We start from the raw sequence: 16555 nt of genomic DNA on the forward strand, positions 1-16555 counted from the left end.
TCCGTGTTAAATCACTGAGTAAGAAGGTACTTCTGTCATGTTAAGAAACAATTGGCCGCTTGTTTTATTAAAATAAAGCCGTTTTGTCTTCACTTCAACTTTTTTGCCGCTTCGGTTAGTCTGGGCAGAATTTCGAAGATATCGCCGACGATGCCGTAATCCGCAGCTTTGAAAAAGGGTGCTTCCGGATCTTTATTGATGACGACGATGCATTTAGAGCCGTTCACGCCGGCAAGATGCTGGATCGCGCCGGAAATTCCGCAGGCAATGTACAGGTTTGGTGCAACCTTGATCCCGGTCTGGCCAATGTGTTCATGATGCGGACGCCAGTCGAGGTCGGATACCGGTTTGGAACAGCCGGTTGCTGCGCCGAGTGCATGGGCAAAATCCACAAGTGGCTGCCAGTTTTCAGGACCTTTCATGCCGCGTCCGCCGGAAACAATGATATCGGCTTCGGTCAGTGAAAGTTCGGTATTCGTTTTTTCAACCTGAATGACAGTCGCCTTGAAGTCCTCTCCGCGGAATGCCGGTGAGAATGGCACAATTTCAGCATTCCCGGTTGCAACTGCATTTTCATCCACTTCGATGACATTCTTTTTTACAACCAGAATTTTTATTTCCGAATGGATCTGAGTTGTTGCAAATGCCTTACCGGAAAATACGCTGCGTGTTACGGTGAAAACGCCGTCGGTTTCCGGAAGCTGCGTAACGCCGGAAACAACCGCCGCTTTCAGTCGTGCCGCAGCGCGTGCCGCCATGGCATCACCCAGGCCGGATTTGGGAAGAATGACTACTTTGCTTTCTTCCTGCTGAACAGCCTGCACCAGAATGTCGGCATATGCCATGCTGTTTTCGTGTTCCAGCCTTTGATCGGTTGCATGAAGCACTTTTGCAGCTCCGTATCTGCCCGCTTTTTCCAGTTCGGATGCATCGGCATTTCCGATGGCTAGAACAATTGCTTTTCCACCGTTCTTTTCCGCAACTTTGGCGCCGTATGCTATGGTTTCCAGCGAAGTTTTTTTGATTGAACCGTTTTCCAGTTCTATATATATCAGGACTGACATGTTCTTTTATTTTAATGGTAAAAAAATCAGTGATTAAAGAACCTTTGCCTCAGTTTTCAAAAGTCTTATCAGCGTTTCTGCTTCACTGGCCGGAATCATTCTGCAGGCACCTTTAGGCGCCGGCAAGGTATATTTTTCAGGCGTTGTCAGGATTTCGGATGCAACGGGTTCCACCACGTTCAGCGGTTTGGTCCTTGCGGTCATGATGCCGCGCATGTTCGGGATTTTCCATTCGGCGATCGGTTCCTGGCAGCCCAGGACCAGCGGCAGTGACACTTTTAGGATTTCATTTCCGCCATCTATTTCTCGGGTGATCGTTGCCTGGTTTCCATCCAGATCCAGCTTCATGACCGGCGAGTAGGAGGGAATTCCGAGCATTTCACCAACAAGTCCGTGAACAACTCCGCTGTTGTAGTCAATTGATTCGCGGCCCATCAGGATCAAATCGTAACTATTTTGCTTGGCAACCTGTGCAATCTGGAGTGCTGCATAATAGGAATCCAGTGGTTCCGCATTCACCCGGATAGCATCATCAGCACCGATGGCAAGCGCTTTCCGGATCTGTGGGTCTGCTTCGGCGCCACCGACATGCAGCACAGTCAGTGTTCCTCCGGACTGTTCCTTGATTTCCACGCCTCGTGCGAGTGCATAATCATCATACGGCCCGATGATGTACTGTATGCCGTTTTTATTTAGCTTGGTGTCGTTGTCTGTAAAGGCTATTTTAGCGGTTGTATCCGGTACATTGGTTATACAAACGAGTATTTTCATGGTGATGCAGTTATGAATTGTAATACTTCTGAGAATAACTTTGTCCATGCAATTTACGGAAAAACTTAAATAGTATGCAAGCATAATAATACCATGACAAATTCTCTGCTCGAAAATTTACTGGCTTTTTACAGGGAAGATCCCGATGATCCGTTCAACATGTATGCACTTGCCATGGAATATGCCAAGAGCGATCCGGCCAAAGCCGGTCAGTTTTACAACATGTTGCTGACGGAGCACAGCGCGTATTTGCCGACTTATTATCATGCAGCAGCTTTTTTTGCATTGCGCGATAAAGTGGAACAGGCTGATGAAATTTACCGGAAAGGCATTGAACTGGCTCTTTTACAAAAGAATAATAAAACACATCAGGAATTGGTGAGGGCCTACCGGAATTTTCTGGATGAAATGGATGATTAAGTCATTTCATTTGTATTTGGTCATTGTTGCTAAAAACCGTACCTTTAAAAATTAGTAAGAATTACTGCATTTCAACCGGGTTCGGTTAACACTTTTCCTCAGCACAGGTTAGTTATAAGTATATTGTGGAGTTCCCCATTATGGAGGGCAAAATTATTCGTTAAAATTTATGGAAAAGGAATTATATATTCCACTTGTTGTAAAGTGGGCCCAGGCTCATGGATTCAAAGACATTCAGGCAAATATGGAAGGGTATGAAATCCCGAAATCATATGAAAGAGCTGCGGACAATATCAAGTTCACACCCGATGTTACGGGCGTGAACATGTTTAATCGTCATTATCTTGAAGTTTCGGTTAAAACAGATCAGCTCCGCGGCAGCATCAGCAAATGGAAACTGCTGAGCGAACTGGCCGGAATGAAAGGCGCAAAACTATACCTGATGGCGCCAAGAGGGCACGTAAGGTTCACACGCGAGCTGATCGACCAGTATAACATTCCTGCGGAGGTAGTTAAAATTGACTGAAAACCGGAAGTTAGCCTGGATATAGGTTTCGGGTGTTGTTAGGAAACGTTCCTAACAACACCCGATTTCAAATTGTATATTCCGTTTTTCAGGCTTTCGGATACTTCCATTCACCTCTGTATTCTCTGCTCAGTAATTTGTTGGCTTCTTCATCGCCGGTGATCAGTTCCTTTTCTCCGTCCCAAACAATACTTCTTCCCAGTTTGTAAGACAACATTCCCAAAAGTGCCACATTGGTCGACCGCTGACCGGTTTCTATATCGCATACCGGTGGTGTGTTCGTTTTGATGGAAGTAAGAAAATTGGCCCAGAGCTGCTGTATGTTCTGGTCGTCCGGCTTGTTCAGCTGCGCATCCTGATGAATGACCGGTTTGTTCGGATTGGCAGGGTAAAATGTCCAGCCGTCCAGCCAGCCCATGTGGAAAGTTCCTTCCGTACCGTAAAAATAAACGCCGACTGCTTGTTGCGGATGCGTTTTTTCGGCATGATTGGCTGCAAAGTTCCGGTGTTCCCATTCCAGTGTAAAGCCGTCAAAATCATAAACTGCCACCTGATGATCCGGTGCATCCGTATTGTCCTGACGAATGGCTCTTCCGCCAGTCGAATACACTTTCTTTGGATATTTCTGCTCCGACCACCAAAGTACCTGATCCAGCCAGTGAATTCCCCAGTCGCCCAAAGTGCCGTTGGCAAAGTTGAGGTAATTCCGGAACCCTTTCGGATGAATGGTTTTGTTGTAGGGAATCAGGCTGGCGGGGCCGCAGTAAAAATCCCAGTCCAGTCCTTTCGGCGGTTCCTCTTCGGCTACTTTTTGTCCGGGGCCGCCGCCATAATGTACAAATGCTCTTGCCATACCGATTTTTCCGGCTTTTCCTGATTTCAGAAATTCCATTCCGGAGACATTATGCGGAGAAACACGCCGGTGCGTGCCCACCTGAACAATTTTACCCTGTTTACGCGTGGCATTCACCATGGCGCGTCCCTCATTGATCGTGTGAGAAACCGGCTTTTCCACATAAACGTGAGCGCCCGATTCCACAGCCGCAATGCAGCACAGCGCGTGCCAGTGATCCGGCGTAGCCACAATTACAATTTCGGGCTTCTCTTTCAAAAGCAGTTCCCTGAAATCACGGTACAGTTTCGGTTTGTCCGAAGTAAGTTTCCCGACTTCATTCTGACAGATTTTGAGCTGGTTTTCATCTACATCGCAAAGTGCGACCACTTTGCTTTCACCGGCCTGTATGGCACAGCGCAGAATATTTGTTCCCCACCAGCCTGCTCCGATCAATGCGGTCCGGTATGGCGCTGCGCGTTTTAACGCCGTAAAAAGCGGAAGTGCAGAAAATGCAGCACCTGCCAGTGAAGATTTTTCAATAAAGGTTCGACGATCCATATATGGCTGTTACTGAATGAATTTTTTAATTTTAGTCATGATCCAGAGGTGGCTTTTGGCGGTTGGCAGTCGGCTTTTAGCTGTTAGAAATGAATTGTAAGCATACAATGTCAAACCAATCCCTACCAATCAATCCCCTTCTCCCTTCCACCTTTTTCCCTTTTTCCTTTCACATCTTTCCCCCTTTTAACTTCCCGATCAGCCAGTTATTCATCAGGTCCTTTTCTTCCTGATAAGTCCAGTGTCCGGTATCCTGATAAAGTTTCAGCTCTTTTGGTGCAGTGGTCACATTGTAGGCGGCGTACATGGAAGTAGGAGGGCAGGTTTCATCGTTATAGCCCCAGATGTAAAATCCCGGAACTTTCAGCCTTCTTGCAAAATTTACAACATCGTAATAGCCCAGCGTTGCCAGCTTTTCTTTTGTATTGTTTGCCTGAATGCTTCCTTTATCAAAATAATGCGGCCAGCCGCCGGCGCGTCCGTGAAGATAACCCGTGACATCGCTGAGCGCTGGATAAAAAGCGCCGAGCCATTTGACGCGCGGGTCAAGCGCAGCCGTAACAATGGAAAGCGCACCGCCCTGACTTCCGCCGGTAACAGCCAGATTTTGTCCGTCGAACTGTGGAAGGCTGGTCAGAAAATCATTCGCGCGAACGCAGCCCAAGTAAACCCTTTTATAATAAAACTTGTCCTTGTCGTCCAGATGATACGACTGATAGCCATTCAGGGCGCCATTGCCAAGGTCCGTATAAACCGAGGGATCCATGATGACAGAAATGCCGTGTATGCCTATTTCCAGGGTAATGATTTCCTTGTCTGCCGTTCCCATATCGCCATAGTACGGACGTATGCCGGCGCCGGGAACTCGCAGCAGCGCAGGATATTTTCCTTCTTTTTTCGGAATGCTCAGAATGCCGTAAACTCGGGTTCCCTGCCGGTTATTCTGTAGATTAAGGTGATAAACATTCGTTTTCTCCGTGCAGCGTTCCGGGATCAGTGTCATTTTTGCATCCATCGGAACGGCAGCGAGTTCTTTTTTGGCAGTTTCCCAAAAAGCATCAAAATCATCCGGATTGGAAACAGTCGGTTGTATTTTTTCCGGTTCAAAACCTGCTGTTGCAAGCCCGCGGTATTCGCCGCCGTCCACACTTGCATAAGCAATGCATCTCAGAAATCCGGGAGTTTTCAAAGTGCCGCCGTCTATGTCCAGTTTGCCCTCGGCCAATGTTTTGGATTCTTTGACAGTCGGTTCCATTTTTTCGAGGCCGATTTCATAGCGTACCGGAACATTTTTAACCAGATTCCCATTTCTTAAAACAGCTATCGAGAATTTTACTTTTTCTCCGGATTTGTAAGTCCAGTTTTCATGATCTGCCGTTACAATAACTTCAATGGCGCGACGCGGAGGCTGCGCATACAGACCGGAAATGAACAGCCATAAAAAAAGGTTGAAAAGTAAAATGCGAGTTTTCATGTAAGGATGGAATAATTTGCAATGATTCTACTTTGAGATAAAGAAAACATCAGCCGGAATCTTTACCGTAAATGGATATTTTTTGTGATTTGGTGTAATTTGCAATGCACGACGTGATCTTCAGAACGCAGTTTTTAAAATGAAAAGGATTTGATCAGGATCAATAAATACATCAGTGAAACGGGTTTTTGTTCAAGAAGAGAAGCAGACAAGCTCGTGGAACAAGGCCGGGTTATACTTAATGGACGAAAAGCGGTGCTGGGCGACAAAGCTTCCGCCGAAGATCAGGTTTTTATTGACGGCAAACCGCTGGTGGTAAAAAAAGCCGGCGTTTACATTGCCTTCAACAAACCGGTGGGCATTACCTGTACGACGGAAAGGCATGTAAAAGGAAACATCATTGATTTCATCAGGCATCCCGAACGCATATTTCCCATCGGGCGGCTGGACAAACCTTCGGAAGGGCTTATCTTTCTGACAAGCGACGGCGATATTGTAAACAAAATCCTGCGTGCCGGAAACAATCATGAAAAGGAATATGTCGTGACGGTTGACAAACCGGTTACGGCGGAGTTCGTCGCCAGAATGTCTGCCGGCGTTCCGATCCTGGGAACCGTTACACGCAAGTGTGTTGTGCGAAAAGATAGCAGCTATGTTTTTACCATTATCCTGACGCAGGGACTGAACCGGCAAATCCGGCGCATGTGTGAATTTCTGGGCTACAATGTTCAGAAGCTCAAACGTATACGAATTATGAACGTGACTTTACAAAATCTACCGACAGGAAAATGGCGGAATCTGACGGCCGATGAATTGAAGTTTATTCAGGATGCCGTAGCCAACTCGGTCAAAACGGAAGAAGGCTCGCTGGCAGCAGACTGGGATGAAGAGTAACCTGTTTTTTCATGCCGGATCAAACAAATAAAGAGGTTACCATACCAGAATTGTCTAAATTTAATAGCATAAGTTTAAATACAGACAAACATGAAAAGCACGCTGCTGATATTGCTTTTTTCGGTCATCCGGTCGATTGCATGGGCACAAAGTGCCGAACCCGTTTATAGAATTAAAGATCCGGGCGAAATCAGTAAAGTCATTCCGTTTAAAGACCGGTTCCAGTTTGACCAGTTTCAGGACGGGAAAGTACATTTCCGGAATGGGAAAGTATCCGCAGCCAAGCTGAATTACAGTTATGTTTATGCGGAAATCATGTTCATTGCTCCCAAAAAGGATACTTTGCTGCTGGCAGATCTGGATTATATCCACTTCGTGTCACTTGCAGACCGGGTGTATTTTTACCTGAAAGGGCATGGTCACATGGAGCAGATCGCCAATTTTGGTCGCGTTGGGCTGGGCAAGAAAACTTTTTTTATGAACCTGGGCAATGAAAGGTATGCGGCTTATGGACAATATTCGTCAACATCTGCCATTTCAAGCTATTCTTCTTTCATCAATCAGGATGGCATGATACAGTTTCTGAAAGGCAACAATAAAGTAGTCATGAAAAAACACGCTGCCTACTTTTTTATTGACCGTAATGAAAGGTTTCTGATCGCCAACCGGCAAAATCTGCTTAAAGTATACTCCTCGCACAAGAAAGCAATCAATCAGTATTATAAGCAGCATAATCCTGATTTTGACCAGGAAACAGATTTGAAAGCGTTACTCGAATTCTGCAGTACGCTCTGAAACCAGCTGTTTGCACGTATACGGATACACGAAAGTTTTTTTTCCGGTAAAAACATTTCTCACGCCTGCCCGTATATTGCTTGCAGGCAATTTCCGCATCAAGCATTAGCCCCTTGCTGGATCTGTTTCCATTCATTTTAATCCTTTTTTAATCCGTGGAATGGTTTTTTGAAGTTATCAAAAAACGAAATTCATGAAGGAAGAACTATCAAAACTGTTAAAATGGGTATTGCTGCTGATTGCGATACCGGCCGGATTATATCTTGGAAAAACTTTTCTGGCACCCTTGGCCATTGGTGCCGTTCTGGCCTTGATGCTTATTCCTGTCATGGACTGGTTTATTTCCAGAAAGATCAGCAAAGGTTTTTCTGTTGCGCTGAGTACTTTGATTTTGTTGCTGTTTTTCATTTTTCTGGGCGGGCTGTTGTTCGTTCAGGTGAAAGTAATAGCCAAAGACTGGCCGGAAATTGAAAAGCAATCCGGGCAATATCTGGAAAAAGCACAACGTTTTGTTGAGGAAAAATCGGGACTGAACCCGGATCAACAACTGGATAAAGTCAAGAATGTCATTTCAAAACTGGGCAGTTCCGGGCCCGCTGCGCTTGGTTCCGTCGGAAGCGTTTTTGCCAATTTCATTCTGGTTATTGTTTATGTCGTACTCCTGCTTTCCCAGCGGGATCGGTTTGTTGCATTCATTTTGCGCCATTTTCCGGAACAGGAGCATTTCAGGGTGCGTAAGGCCATGAAGGAAATCCGGAAAACTTCGGGCGGCTATTTTTTCGGAATGCTGAAAGCCATGATGATCCTGGCGATTCTGTACGGAGCCGGATTTCTGATCGGAGGCGTTAAATATGCTTTTCTTCTTGCCTTGATTGCAGCGGTTTTTTCATTCATTCCTTATGTCGGCAATGTAGTCGGCGGCGGACTGGCTGCGGTGCTGGCCCTTGTTTCCGGCGGACCTTCCAGCGTTCTGATCGTTGCTATTGTCATGACAGCCGCCCAGATGATCGATAATTATGTGACGCAGCCGTATGTTGTCGGTAAGGAAGTGGATCTGAACCCGTTCATGACCATTACTTCAGTCATTGCCTTCGGAATTCTCTGGGGCATTCCGGGTGCCATCATTGCCATTCCCGTTACGGGAATCCTGCGTGTCTTATTTGAGTATCTTCCAAAAACAAAGTCTCTTGCATTCGTGATGGGAAACGAGAAACCGGAAAAATTTTTGCTGAAGAAAGAACCGGAGGATGCAGGTAAAAACGCCTGATTGTCAGCACGCGTCTTTTCGGGAATTTACAGTACCCACGTTGGAAATATGATGGGAAAACTTTAAACTCGTGTTTCCGGTTCAGAAAATTCATCTTATGCCCACATGAAAAAACTGAGTTTATTCCTTATCTTTTTATCCGGCTTTTATGCGCTGCATGCACAGGATCGCAATTACGGTAAAACGTTTTCCAAAAGATCCGTCGTGATGGCACAAAACGGTATGGCAAGTACTTCCCATCCCTTGTCAACGCAGGTTGCTGTGGAAGTCCTGAAATCCGGCGGCAATGCCATCGATGCGGCCATTGCAGCCAATGCCATGGAAGGGCTGGTGGAACCGCATGTAAACGGAATCGGCGGCGATCTTTTTGCCATTGTATGGGATGCGAAAACCAAAAAACTGTACGGGCTGAATGCTTCGGGCCGTTCCCCTTACAGCCTTACGCTGGAAGAGTTTAAAAAACGCGGGCTTACATCCATTCCGTCCAAGGGACCATTGCCGGTGTCGGTTCCGGGCTGTGTGGACGGCTGGTTTGAACTGCATAAAAAATTCGGTAAACTGCCGATGACGGCTATTTTGTCCAATGCCATCAAGTATGCCCGAAACGGTTTTCCGGTTCATGATGAAGCTGCCGGTTCATGGGCAAATATGATCAATGCGTTCGGTGACCTGCCTAATATAAAAACAACGTATGCACCAAACGGGCATGCGCCGGCCCGCGGTGAAATTTTCAAAAATCCGGCATTGGCAAATACTCTGGAAAAAATAGGTAAAGGCGGGCGCGACGTATTTTACAAAGGTGATATAGCCAGAACGATCGCTGCTTTTATGAAACAGGTCGGCGGTTTTATCACGGAAAAAGATCTGGCCGATCATACTTCAACCTGGATCGAGCCGGTATCGACGAACTACCGCGGTTACGACGTCTGGGAATTGCCGCCGAACGGACAGGGCATAGCAACCTTGCAAATGCTGAATATTCTGGAAGGTTATGATTTTTCCAGAATAGCTTACGACAGTCCGGAACGCATTCACTTGTTTACAGAAGCCAAAAAGCTGGTTTTTGAAGATCGTGCCAAGTATTATGCGGACCCTGAATTTGCAAAAGTTCCTATAAAGGCATTAATATCAAAGGAATATGCAGCAGAAAGAAGAAAGCTGATCAATCCGAAAAGGGCAGCTTCCCGTCTGGAAGCAGGTAATCCGGCACTGAAAGACGGGGACACCATTTACCTGACCGTTGCAGACAGTGAAGGAAATATGGTTTCACTGATCCAGAGCAATTATCGTGGATTCGGTTCCGGAATGGTGGCTGAAAACCTGGGATTTATGTTCCAGAACCGCGGCGAAATGTATAGCCTTACCGAAGGTGAAAACAATACCTATGCACCGCATAAAAGGCCGTTTCACACCATTATTCCTGCTTTTATTACCAAAAACGGCGTTCCTTACATGAGCTTTGGCGTCATGGGCGGCAGTTTTCAGCCACTTGGACACACGCAGATTGTGATGAATATGATCGATTACGGCATGAACCCGCAGGAAGCAGGCGACGCGCCACGTATTGATCATCAGGGATCATCAGAACCCACCGGCACTAAAATGACCGACAGCGGCATCATCACCATGGAATCCGGCTATTCTTACGAAACAATCCGCGAACTGATGAAAATGGGCCATAAAGTAGGCTATGCCGCCGGAGCCTACGGCGGTTATCAGGCTATTATGTTTGATGCCGCCCATAAAGTTTATCATGGTGCCACCGAATCCCGGAAGGACGGACAATCAGCCGGTTATTGATTACCAAAGTTTAATTCAGTGCAAAGGCGACATACTTGTTGCCTTTTTTTGTGCCCAGCTTTGTTCCGCCGCAGGCAATGACCACGTACTGTTTTCCATTTACTTCATAGGTCGAAGGCGTAGCGAACCCTGCGGCGGGCAGTATGGTTTCCCATAACAGCTTGCCGTTTCGTTTATCAAAAGCGCGGAATTTGCCGTCTTTGGTTGCGGCTATAAACAACAGTCCGCTTGCCGTTACGACGGGTCCGCCGTAATTTTCCGTTCCTGTAACCGCAGCGCCCTTCGATTTCAACGATTCCACTTCTCCGAAAGGAATTTTCCACAGATATTCGCCGGTATTCAGGTCAATGGCATTCAGTGTTCCCCAAGGCGGCGCAATGGCCGGAAGTCCCCTGGCATCCAGAAATTTGTTGTATCCGGTGCTTTGATATGGAAGATACGTTTTCTCGGAGGCCGGCATGGAGGCAACGGCTTCTGTTTTTTCATCCCCGAACAGAAAGGAAATGACGGCCTGTTTTTCGGATGCAGACAGCATTGTAAATCCGGGCATCCGGCCTTTGCCGGCTGTTATAATCTGACTTACGTAAGCACGATCACGGCGTGAACTGATGTCAACCAGCGACGGATAGCCGCTGATGGCATTGCCTTTTCGTTCCGGTCCGTGGCAGTTTGCACAGTATGTAGTATATGTTTTTTCACCCGGGCTCAGGCTGGAAAGTTCACTTTCTTTCGGCGTATCTTTCATGGTCAGAATCCACGCCATTTCATTGCTGTTGACGTACAAAATGCCTTTGTCCGGATCAGCGGCTGCGCCGCCCCATTCCGCGCCTCCGTCGAATCCCGGCATGATGATGGTTCCTTCCTTGCTTGGCGCAGCAAACAATTCCTTTTTATAATTTTTAAACTTCGCGATCAACGAATCACGATCGGGAGCGTACAGGCTGATATCTTTTTCGGTTAGCGTGTAAGCATGGCGCGCAAAGGATGCCGGTTTGGAAGGCACCGGCTGTGTAGCCCACGGAAATTCTCCTTTCAGTGCCTGTTTCGGAGCAGCTACTTCCTTGATCGGAAACAATGGTTTGCCGGTAACCCGGTCAAATATAAAAACGTAACCCTGTTTGCTGACCTGTGCCACGGCATCAATACTTTTTCCGTTTTGCTTAACGGTAATCAGGTTTGGCGGAGCCGGAAGATCCCGGTCCCACATGTCGTGGTGCATCGTCTGATAATGCCAGAGCCGTTTTCCGGTACGTGCGTCCAATGCAAGTAAACAGTTGGAAAACAGATTACTGCCTTTTCGCTTGCCGCCATAAAAATCGTATCCCGCAGAACCCGTCGGCACGTATAGTATGCCTCGTTTACGGTCGATGGCTGTTCCTGACCAGTTGTTGGCAGCACCGGTGTACGTGTTTTTATAAGCGTCCGGCGGAAACGTTTCATAGCCGAATTCGCCCGGATACGGAATGGTATGAAACGTCCATGCCAGCTTTCCGGTACGTACATTGAATGCACGAAGGTCACCCGGAGCCGCATCGGATTCTTCCGAAAGCCTTAAAGGCATAATGATCAGATCTTCGAAAACGGTTCCGGGCGTGTTGGAAACCATGTATTTGTTCAGCGCAATTTCCGGTAGTCCTGTATGAAGGTCTATTTTGCCATGATCACCGAAACTGTCAATCGGTTTTCCGCTTCTGGCATCGAGTGCGTATAAATAATGACCCATCGCATGCATGATGCGTTTGTCGTTTCCATCACTCCAGTAAGTAAGTCCACGGCTTGTATTGGAACCGTTGCTGGATTTGTCGCCAAACAGCCAGAGCTGCTTTCCCGTAGCTGCTTCCAGTGCGAATGCCTGAACGGTGGCGGTAACGCCGTAAAGCACGCCGTCCACAATGATCGGGTTCACCTGCGTCTGACCGGAATCCGGCATTTCGTACGTCCAGGCTACTTTCAGGTTCTTGACATTTTGCGGATTAATCTGCGTCAGGGAAGAATAATGGTTGCGGTCGGGACCGCCGAGGTATTCGGACCATTCGGTATTTTCAGTTTCCTGATCGGAATAAATAGTTTTCCATGCACTCAATGTCAGTGCAGATAAAGCGAGGCAAACGGTCAGCGGACGAAGGATTGTACGGAACATTCAGGGATGTAATTCAGATTCTAACTATTCAAACTTTTTGTCAACGGTGATGCCCGGCCATGAATCCGACCGGAAACTGCTTGCCGGAAACCCATCGGTACTGTACAGGTTTACTTCTGCCGGGGCATCTGACCATGCATATCTTACGGCTACCGGATTAGGAACTTTCGGATTGTAAACCACCACGTTTTTACCGCTTATTTCAGCTTTGGCATAATGAAAAACCTTATCGTCACCGGCAATTTCAAATCCTTTCAGATAGCCGTAACGGTCTTTCACCATCAAGCCGTTTTCCGCATGTCTGAAATAAACTTCTGCTTTCCCGTCCCTGAATTCCACATGATCCATTACGGGGGAAGCAAAGGGTATATCCATGCCATAATCCAGTTTCAATGCATTGGCAGCAAGCCTGTGCGCAACGTCCTGCTTGTTGACAGGATGGATATTATTCGGGTTTCCAACATCGGTACTGACAGCCATGCCTGTTTTTGGAAGGCTTAAAGTCATATTCTGTGCTTCGCGGAGTTCTGCCCAGCCACTGCCTTTGTTGCTGCCGTTATCGGAACCGAAACTGGAAAGCTGAACCCAGTAAAACGAAAAATCGTCTTTCCAGCGTTCTCGCCAGTCATTGATCAGCAAGGGAAACGTTCGGCGGTACTGAAAAGATCGGCCCGCATTGGTTTCACCCTGATACCAAAGCGTTCCGCGGACAGCAAATGGAATCAGCGGAACGATCATGGCATTGTAAATCGTAGTGCCGACATTGTTCATCAAATGCGCATAGGCATGTTTTTCCGCAAAGGAAGGCATCAGTTTCCAGTCCGTGGAAAGACTGATTTTACGCTTGTTGTACTCGATATACAAATCAGTTGCAGAACCTGAAAGGCCGGGCCCGAACCAGGGTGTATTCACCATATTTCCCAGTTTGATCACCAGCTGGTTTTTCCCTTCCTGCCAGGTATTGGCTGCCAAAGTTATTTTCCTGATGCCATTCTGAGCGCCCTGATACCGTAATTTGCCGTTGATATAAATTTCATTGGGGCTGTCATTTTCCGAAAGCGACAGAATTGTTTCTTTCGAGACGAGGTCTGCAGGAATAGTCACTTCCTTTGCCATAAATCCATTCCACCGAAACCCCATCAAACCTTTCCAGTCCCATTGTCCGACGGGATCGGAGGCTTCCTGCCAGTTTGAAAAATCGGCGTTTCCGGAAACGTACTTGCTTTCATCTTCCGGCGTCGGATTGAAAGACGCATTTTTAAACAACTGCTTCCGCAATTTGGCATCCATCATGGCGTCGGCAGTTTCCCAGGTTTCAGGCAGGTTCTGCGCATACGGTTTCAGCTCTTCGTCTGTCATCATGGCTTCCTTACTGATCCAGCCTTCAATCTGGGAACCGCCCCACGAAGCATGCAGAATGCCGACAGGCACATGCAGTTTCTGATGTATTTCCCTTGCAAAGAAAAATCCGATGGCGGTAAAATCGCCGACCGTTTCCGAAGAAGCCAATTTCCAGTCACCCGATTGAAGGTCATCTACGGGTTTAAGTGTCACTTCATGTTCTACCTTGAAATGCCGGATTTGCGGGAAATCTGCATTTTGCCTTTCTGCTTCATAATCCTTGGCCGAAGACACCGGCCATTCGATATTGGATTGCCCCGAACAAAGCCATACTTCGCCGATCAGAACGTCATTAACAGTTGCATTTCCGGACTTTGCCGCAGCAATCAGAGTATGGGGGCCACCGGCTTCCAGCGGGGTAAACTTTACCTGCCATTTTCCGGACTGATCGGCTTTGGTACTTGCGGTTTGTCCGGCAAGGGTCACTTTGACTTTTTCTCCGGCTTTTGCCCAGCCCCAGACAGGAACCGGTTTCTGGCGCTGGAGTACAACATGATCTGAAAAAATCCGGGCAAATTTTACCTGACCAAAAACGGTCGATTGAACAAGGAAAAAAAGCAGAAAACAAAAGCGGTTCATCGGGCAAAAGAAAATGGGAATATTGTTTATAAATGCTACAGAGATGCAATTTCTACTTAAAACATTAATTTTGCATGCCTGATCAGCCGGATGCTGAAACATTTGCCCGGAAGAATCTGTAGCCATTATTCTTACTCATCGTTTGTGAATGATTTCTGTTATCATCTGTTCAGCCAATGCTGAAGACCTTTTGCTCGTTAAGAAAAATATTGCTGAAACCATTGGCGTAGCACATGAAATTGTAGCCATTGACAATCGTAAGGCAGGAAAAGGCATTTGCGAGGTTTACAATGAAGGAACACAGAAAGCCGCATACGATCTACTTTGTTTCATGCATGAAGATGTGCAGATCAGGACCCATGAATGGGGAAAAACGGTTCTGAATATATTTTCTGATGATGCCGACACAGGTGTGCTCGGCGTGGCCGGCGGCGGCTACAAATCACTTGCTCCTTCCGGCTGGTACCAGTTCGAATTTCATTCGGAAGAGCGGTCTTATCAGAATGTGCTTCAGGGTTTCAAGCTGGACGAAAAAGACGAGATCCATGCGTATCATAATCCCAAAAACGAGCATCTGAGCAATGTAGTGTGCGTCGATGGTTTATGGTTTTGTACACGGAAAAGGATTGCTTTGAAATATCCTTTTGACGCAAGGACATTGCAAGGTTTTCACGGGTATGACCTTGATTTTTGCCTGAGCGTTTTTCAGGAATATAAAGTGATAGTTACGTATGATATTCTGATGAAACACGCTTCGGAAGGAAATTTCAATAAATTGTGGTTTGATGAAATCCTTAAACTGCACAGAAAATGGAGTAAAGTACTACCGCTGACCACATCGGACGTCAGCGACAGGGAATTTTATTTTACCGAAAAAAGGTGTCTTAAAAAAGCCATAGAACAGATGCTTCGCTGGGATTATTCATTTTATCAGATCCATCGGATGATTATGAATGCTGCGAAATCCAGAGTGCGCACCAAACTTTACTTCAAAGCATATTTGCATTTGCTTCAACTTAAACTGAACATTATTCCTCTTCCACCCAAAAGCTGAACATGCGGACCCAGAGCAGTTTGGCGCGCAATCCCCAGATCTGACGGTAAACAAACGCTTTTTTGGTAGCTTTCCGGTATTTCTGAATAAAGTATAAAATGTCGAAATGCCTGTCGATGAACTGGGCATACCGGAAGGAAAAAAAGGTATCCAGCCGTTCTTCGAAAAGGGTCAGAAATGTATTCAGAAATTCGGGATTTCTGTTTTTCTGAAAAGTAGCGCATTGCTTGATCCATTTGAGATCTTTCCGTAGCTTTTTGATGTCGCGGTTTTCATGGTAATTTCTCCTGAATTTCTTGCGCTTGTTCAGAATGTCCGTTGACGTGGTCGGATGCTGGCGGTAACTGACGAGTGCTTGCGGTACAAAGTCGATCGTTCCCAGATTGACGGCTATATAGGCAATCCAGTGATCATGAAAATGTTCAGGATGAAAAGGCAGGATTTCATTGACGAGTTCCTTGCGGAAAAAACAGGTATGGCCCGAAACACAGTTGAAAAAATAAAACACTTCCGGCTGGTTTCCGCGATATAAATGAATGATATCCGACATTTTCATATCGATCATTTTGCCGTTATCTTCCATAAAGGCAGAATCATGATAAATCAGCAGGTTTGTACCGATGTGTTCGTATTGTATCCGGATTTTGTCCAAATGCCAGATGTCGTCCTGATCAGAAAGCGCGATGAATTCACCGGTGCACAACCGGATTGCTTTTTCGAAATTCTTGACATAACCCAGATTGAATTCGTTTTCAACGACTTTGAAAAAAGGAAATCGCTGCTGGTATTCTTTCAGGATAGCCCTGGAAGAATCCTTGCTGCAATCGTCTACGGCAATGATTTCCAGGTTCGGGTAACTTTGACCTACGAGTGAATCAAGCTGTTCACGCAGGAATCGTTCTCCGTTATAAACACAGAGTGCAATGGATACAAGTGGAAGGTCAGGCGATTTATCGTTTGGCGGATTGAACTGCATA

14 protein-coding genes are annotated in these 16555 nt (G+C 46.6%); 7 read left to right on the forward strand and 7 right to left on the reverse strand.

The features are described from left to right. Positions 1–89: 89 nt before the first annotated feature. Both FEM55_RS03255 and FEM55_RS03260 read right to left on the reverse strand, forming a co-directional pair. Positions 90–1064 carry an electron transfer flavoprotein subunit alpha/FixB family protein gene (locus FEM55_RS03255; RefSeq protein ID WP_138279869.1) on the reverse strand — a complete coding sequence of 325 codons (975 nt, stop codon included), beginning with the start codon at positions 1062–1064 and terminating at the stop codon, positions 90–92. Between the two features lie 33 nt (positions 1065–1097). Beyond that, positions 1098–1835 carry an electron transfer flavoprotein subunit beta/FixA family protein gene (locus FEM55_RS03260; RefSeq protein WP_138279870.1) on the reverse strand — a complete coding sequence of 246 codons (738 nt, stop codon included), beginning with the start codon at positions 1833–1835 and terminating at the stop codon, positions 1098–1100. Between the two features lie 93 nt (positions 1836–1928). Between FEM55_RS03260 and FEM55_RS03265 the strand changes: the two genes are divergently transcribed. After that, complete coding sequence (locus FEM55_RS03265; protein ID WP_138279871.1) at positions 1929–2255, forward strand: tetratricopeptide repeat protein; 327 nt, start codon at positions 1929–1931, stop codon at positions 2253–2255. A 169-nt stretch (positions 2256–2424) separates the two neighbouring features. After that, positions 2425–2781, forward strand: a complete 357-nt coding sequence (locus FEM55_RS03270; RefSeq protein WP_138279872.1) for a hypothetical protein — start codon at positions 2425–2427, stop codon at positions 2779–2781. A gap of 88 nt (positions 2782–2869) precedes the next feature. On the opposite strand, the gene FEM55_RS03275 is transcribed toward FEM55_RS03270, so the two are convergent. Both FEM55_RS03275 and FEM55_RS03280 read right to left on the reverse strand, forming a co-directional pair. Then, positions 2870–4174 carry a Gfo/Idh/MocA family protein gene (locus FEM55_RS03275; RefSeq protein WP_138279873.1) on the reverse strand — a complete coding sequence of 435 codons (1305 nt, stop codon included), beginning with the start codon at positions 4172–4174 and terminating at the stop codon, positions 2870–2872. 169 nt (positions 4175–4343) lie between these two features. After that, the gene (locus tag FEM55_RS03280; protein ID WP_138279874.1) at positions 4344–5648 is read right to left on the reverse strand and encodes an acetylxylan esterase; all 1305 of its coding nucleotides are present in this window, start codon (positions 5646–5648) and stop codon (positions 4344–4346) included. A gap of 150 nt (positions 5649–5798) precedes the next feature. Between FEM55_RS03280 and rluF the strand changes: the two genes are divergently transcribed. From rluF to ggt, 4 genes are all read left to right on the forward strand, one after another. After that, positions 5799–6542: a 23S rRNA pseudouridine(2604) synthase RluF gene (rluF, locus tag FEM55_RS03285; RefSeq protein WP_138279875.1), complete on the forward strand. Its 744-nt coding sequence runs from the start codon at positions 5799–5801 to the stop codon at positions 6540–6542. Positions 6543–6632: 90 nt separating this feature from the next. Then, positions 6633–7337, forward strand: coding sequence for a hypothetical protein (locus FEM55_RS03290; RefSeq protein ID WP_138279876.1), 705 nt, complete (start codon positions 6633–6635; stop codon positions 7335–7337). A 193-nt stretch (positions 7338–7530) separates the two neighbouring features. Beyond that, positions 7531–8604: an AI-2E family transporter gene (locus FEM55_RS03295; RefSeq protein ID WP_138279877.1), complete on the forward strand. Its 1074-nt coding sequence runs from the start codon at positions 7531–7533 to the stop codon at positions 8602–8604. A gap of 105 nt (positions 8605–8709) precedes the next feature. After that, positions 8710–10404: a gamma-glutamyltransferase gene (gene ggt, locus FEM55_RS03300; protein WP_138279878.1), complete on the forward strand. Its 1695-nt coding sequence runs from the start codon at positions 8710–8712 to the stop codon at positions 10402–10404. Positions 10405–10414: 10 nt separating this feature from the next. Here ggt and FEM55_RS03305 read toward each other — a convergent pair whose 3' ends face one another. Together FEM55_RS03305 and FEM55_RS03310 are read right to left on the reverse strand one after the other, a co-directional pair. After that, positions 10415–12544: an outer membrane protein assembly factor BamB family protein gene (locus FEM55_RS03305; RefSeq protein WP_138279879.1), complete on the reverse strand. Its 2130-nt coding sequence runs from the start codon at positions 12542–12544 to the stop codon at positions 10415–10417. A gap of 24 nt (positions 12545–12568) precedes the next feature. Further along, positions 12569–14524 carry a sialate O-acetylesterase gene (locus FEM55_RS03310; RefSeq protein WP_138279880.1) on the reverse strand — a complete coding sequence of 652 codons (1956 nt, stop codon included), beginning with the start codon at positions 14522–14524 and terminating at the stop codon, positions 12569–12571. Between the two features lie 148 nt (positions 14525–14672). Between FEM55_RS03310 and FEM55_RS03315 the strand changes: the two genes are divergently transcribed. Further along, positions 14673–15578: a glycosyltransferase gene (locus tag FEM55_RS03315; protein WP_138279881.1), complete on the forward strand. Its 906-nt coding sequence runs from the start codon at positions 14673–14675 to the stop codon at positions 15576–15578. Here FEM55_RS03315 and FEM55_RS03320 read toward each other — a convergent pair. After that, positions 15553–16554: a glycosyltransferase family 2 protein gene (locus FEM55_RS03320; RefSeq protein ID WP_138279882.1), complete on the reverse strand. Its 1002-nt coding sequence runs from the start codon at positions 16552–16554 to the stop codon at positions 15553–15555. The two genes, FEM55_RS03315 and FEM55_RS03320, sit on opposite strands and share 26 nt — an antisense overlap. Between the last annotated feature and the right edge of the window lies 1 nt (position 16555).

Origin of the sequence: Dyadobacter sediminis (assembly GCF_005860765.1) — a bacterium.
Classification (GTDB): Bacteria; Bacteroidota; Bacteroidia; order Cytophagales; family Spirosomataceae; genus Dyadobacter; species Dyadobacter sediminis.

What these genes read in the sequence shown, in the direction of transcription:
- FEM55_RS03255 (WP_138279869.1), bottom strand. Translation starts at nt 1,064, where the DNA reads ATGTCAGTCCTGATATATATAGAACTGGAAAACGGTTCAATCAAAAAA.
- FEM55_RS03260 (WP_138279870.1), bottom strand. Translation starts at nt 1,835, where the DNA reads ATGAAAATACTCGTTTGTATAACCAATGTACCGGATACAACCGCTAAA.
- FEM55_RS03265 (WP_138279871.1), top strand. Translation starts at nt 1,929, where the DNA reads ATGACAAATTCTCTGCTCGAAAATTTACTGGCTTTTTACAGGGAAGAT.
- FEM55_RS03270 (WP_138279872.1), top strand. Translation starts at nt 2,425, where the DNA reads ATGGAAAAGGAATTATATATTCCACTTGTTGTAAAGTGGGCCCAGGCT.
- FEM55_RS03275 (WP_138279873.1), bottom strand. Translation starts at nt 4,174, where the DNA reads ATGGATCGTCGAACCTTTATTGAAAAATCTTCACTGGCAGGTGCTGCA.
- FEM55_RS03280 (WP_138279874.1), bottom strand. Translation starts at nt 5,648, where the DNA reads ATGAAAACTCGCATTTTACTTTTCAACCTTTTTTTATGGCTGTTCATT.
- FEM55_RS03290 (WP_138279876.1), top strand. Translation starts at nt 6,633, where the DNA reads ATGAAAAGCACGCTGCTGATATTGCTTTTTTCGGTCATCCGGTCGATT.
- FEM55_RS03295 (WP_138279877.1), top strand. Translation starts at nt 7,531, where the DNA reads ATGAAGGAAGAACTATCAAAACTGTTAAAATGGGTATTGCTGCTGATT.
- ggt (WP_138279878.1), top strand. Translation starts at nt 8,710, where the DNA reads ATGAAAAAACTGAGTTTATTCCTTATCTTTTTATCCGGCTTTTATGCG.
- FEM55_RS03305 (WP_138279879.1), bottom strand. Translation starts at nt 12,544, where the DNA reads ATGTTCCGTACAATCCTTCGTCCGCTGACCGTTTGCCTCGCTTTATCT.
- FEM55_RS03310 (WP_138279880.1), bottom strand. Translation starts at nt 14,524, where the DNA reads ATGAACCGCTTTTGTTTTCTGCTTTTTTTCCTTGTTCAATCGACCGTT.
- FEM55_RS03315 (WP_138279881.1), top strand. Translation starts at nt 14,673, where the DNA reads ATGATTTCTGTTATCATCTGTTCAGCCAATGCTGAAGACCTTTTGCTC.
- FEM55_RS03320 (WP_138279882.1), bottom strand. Translation starts at nt 16,554, where the DNA reads ATGCAGTTCAATCCGCCAAACGATAAATCGCCTGACCTTCCACTTGTA.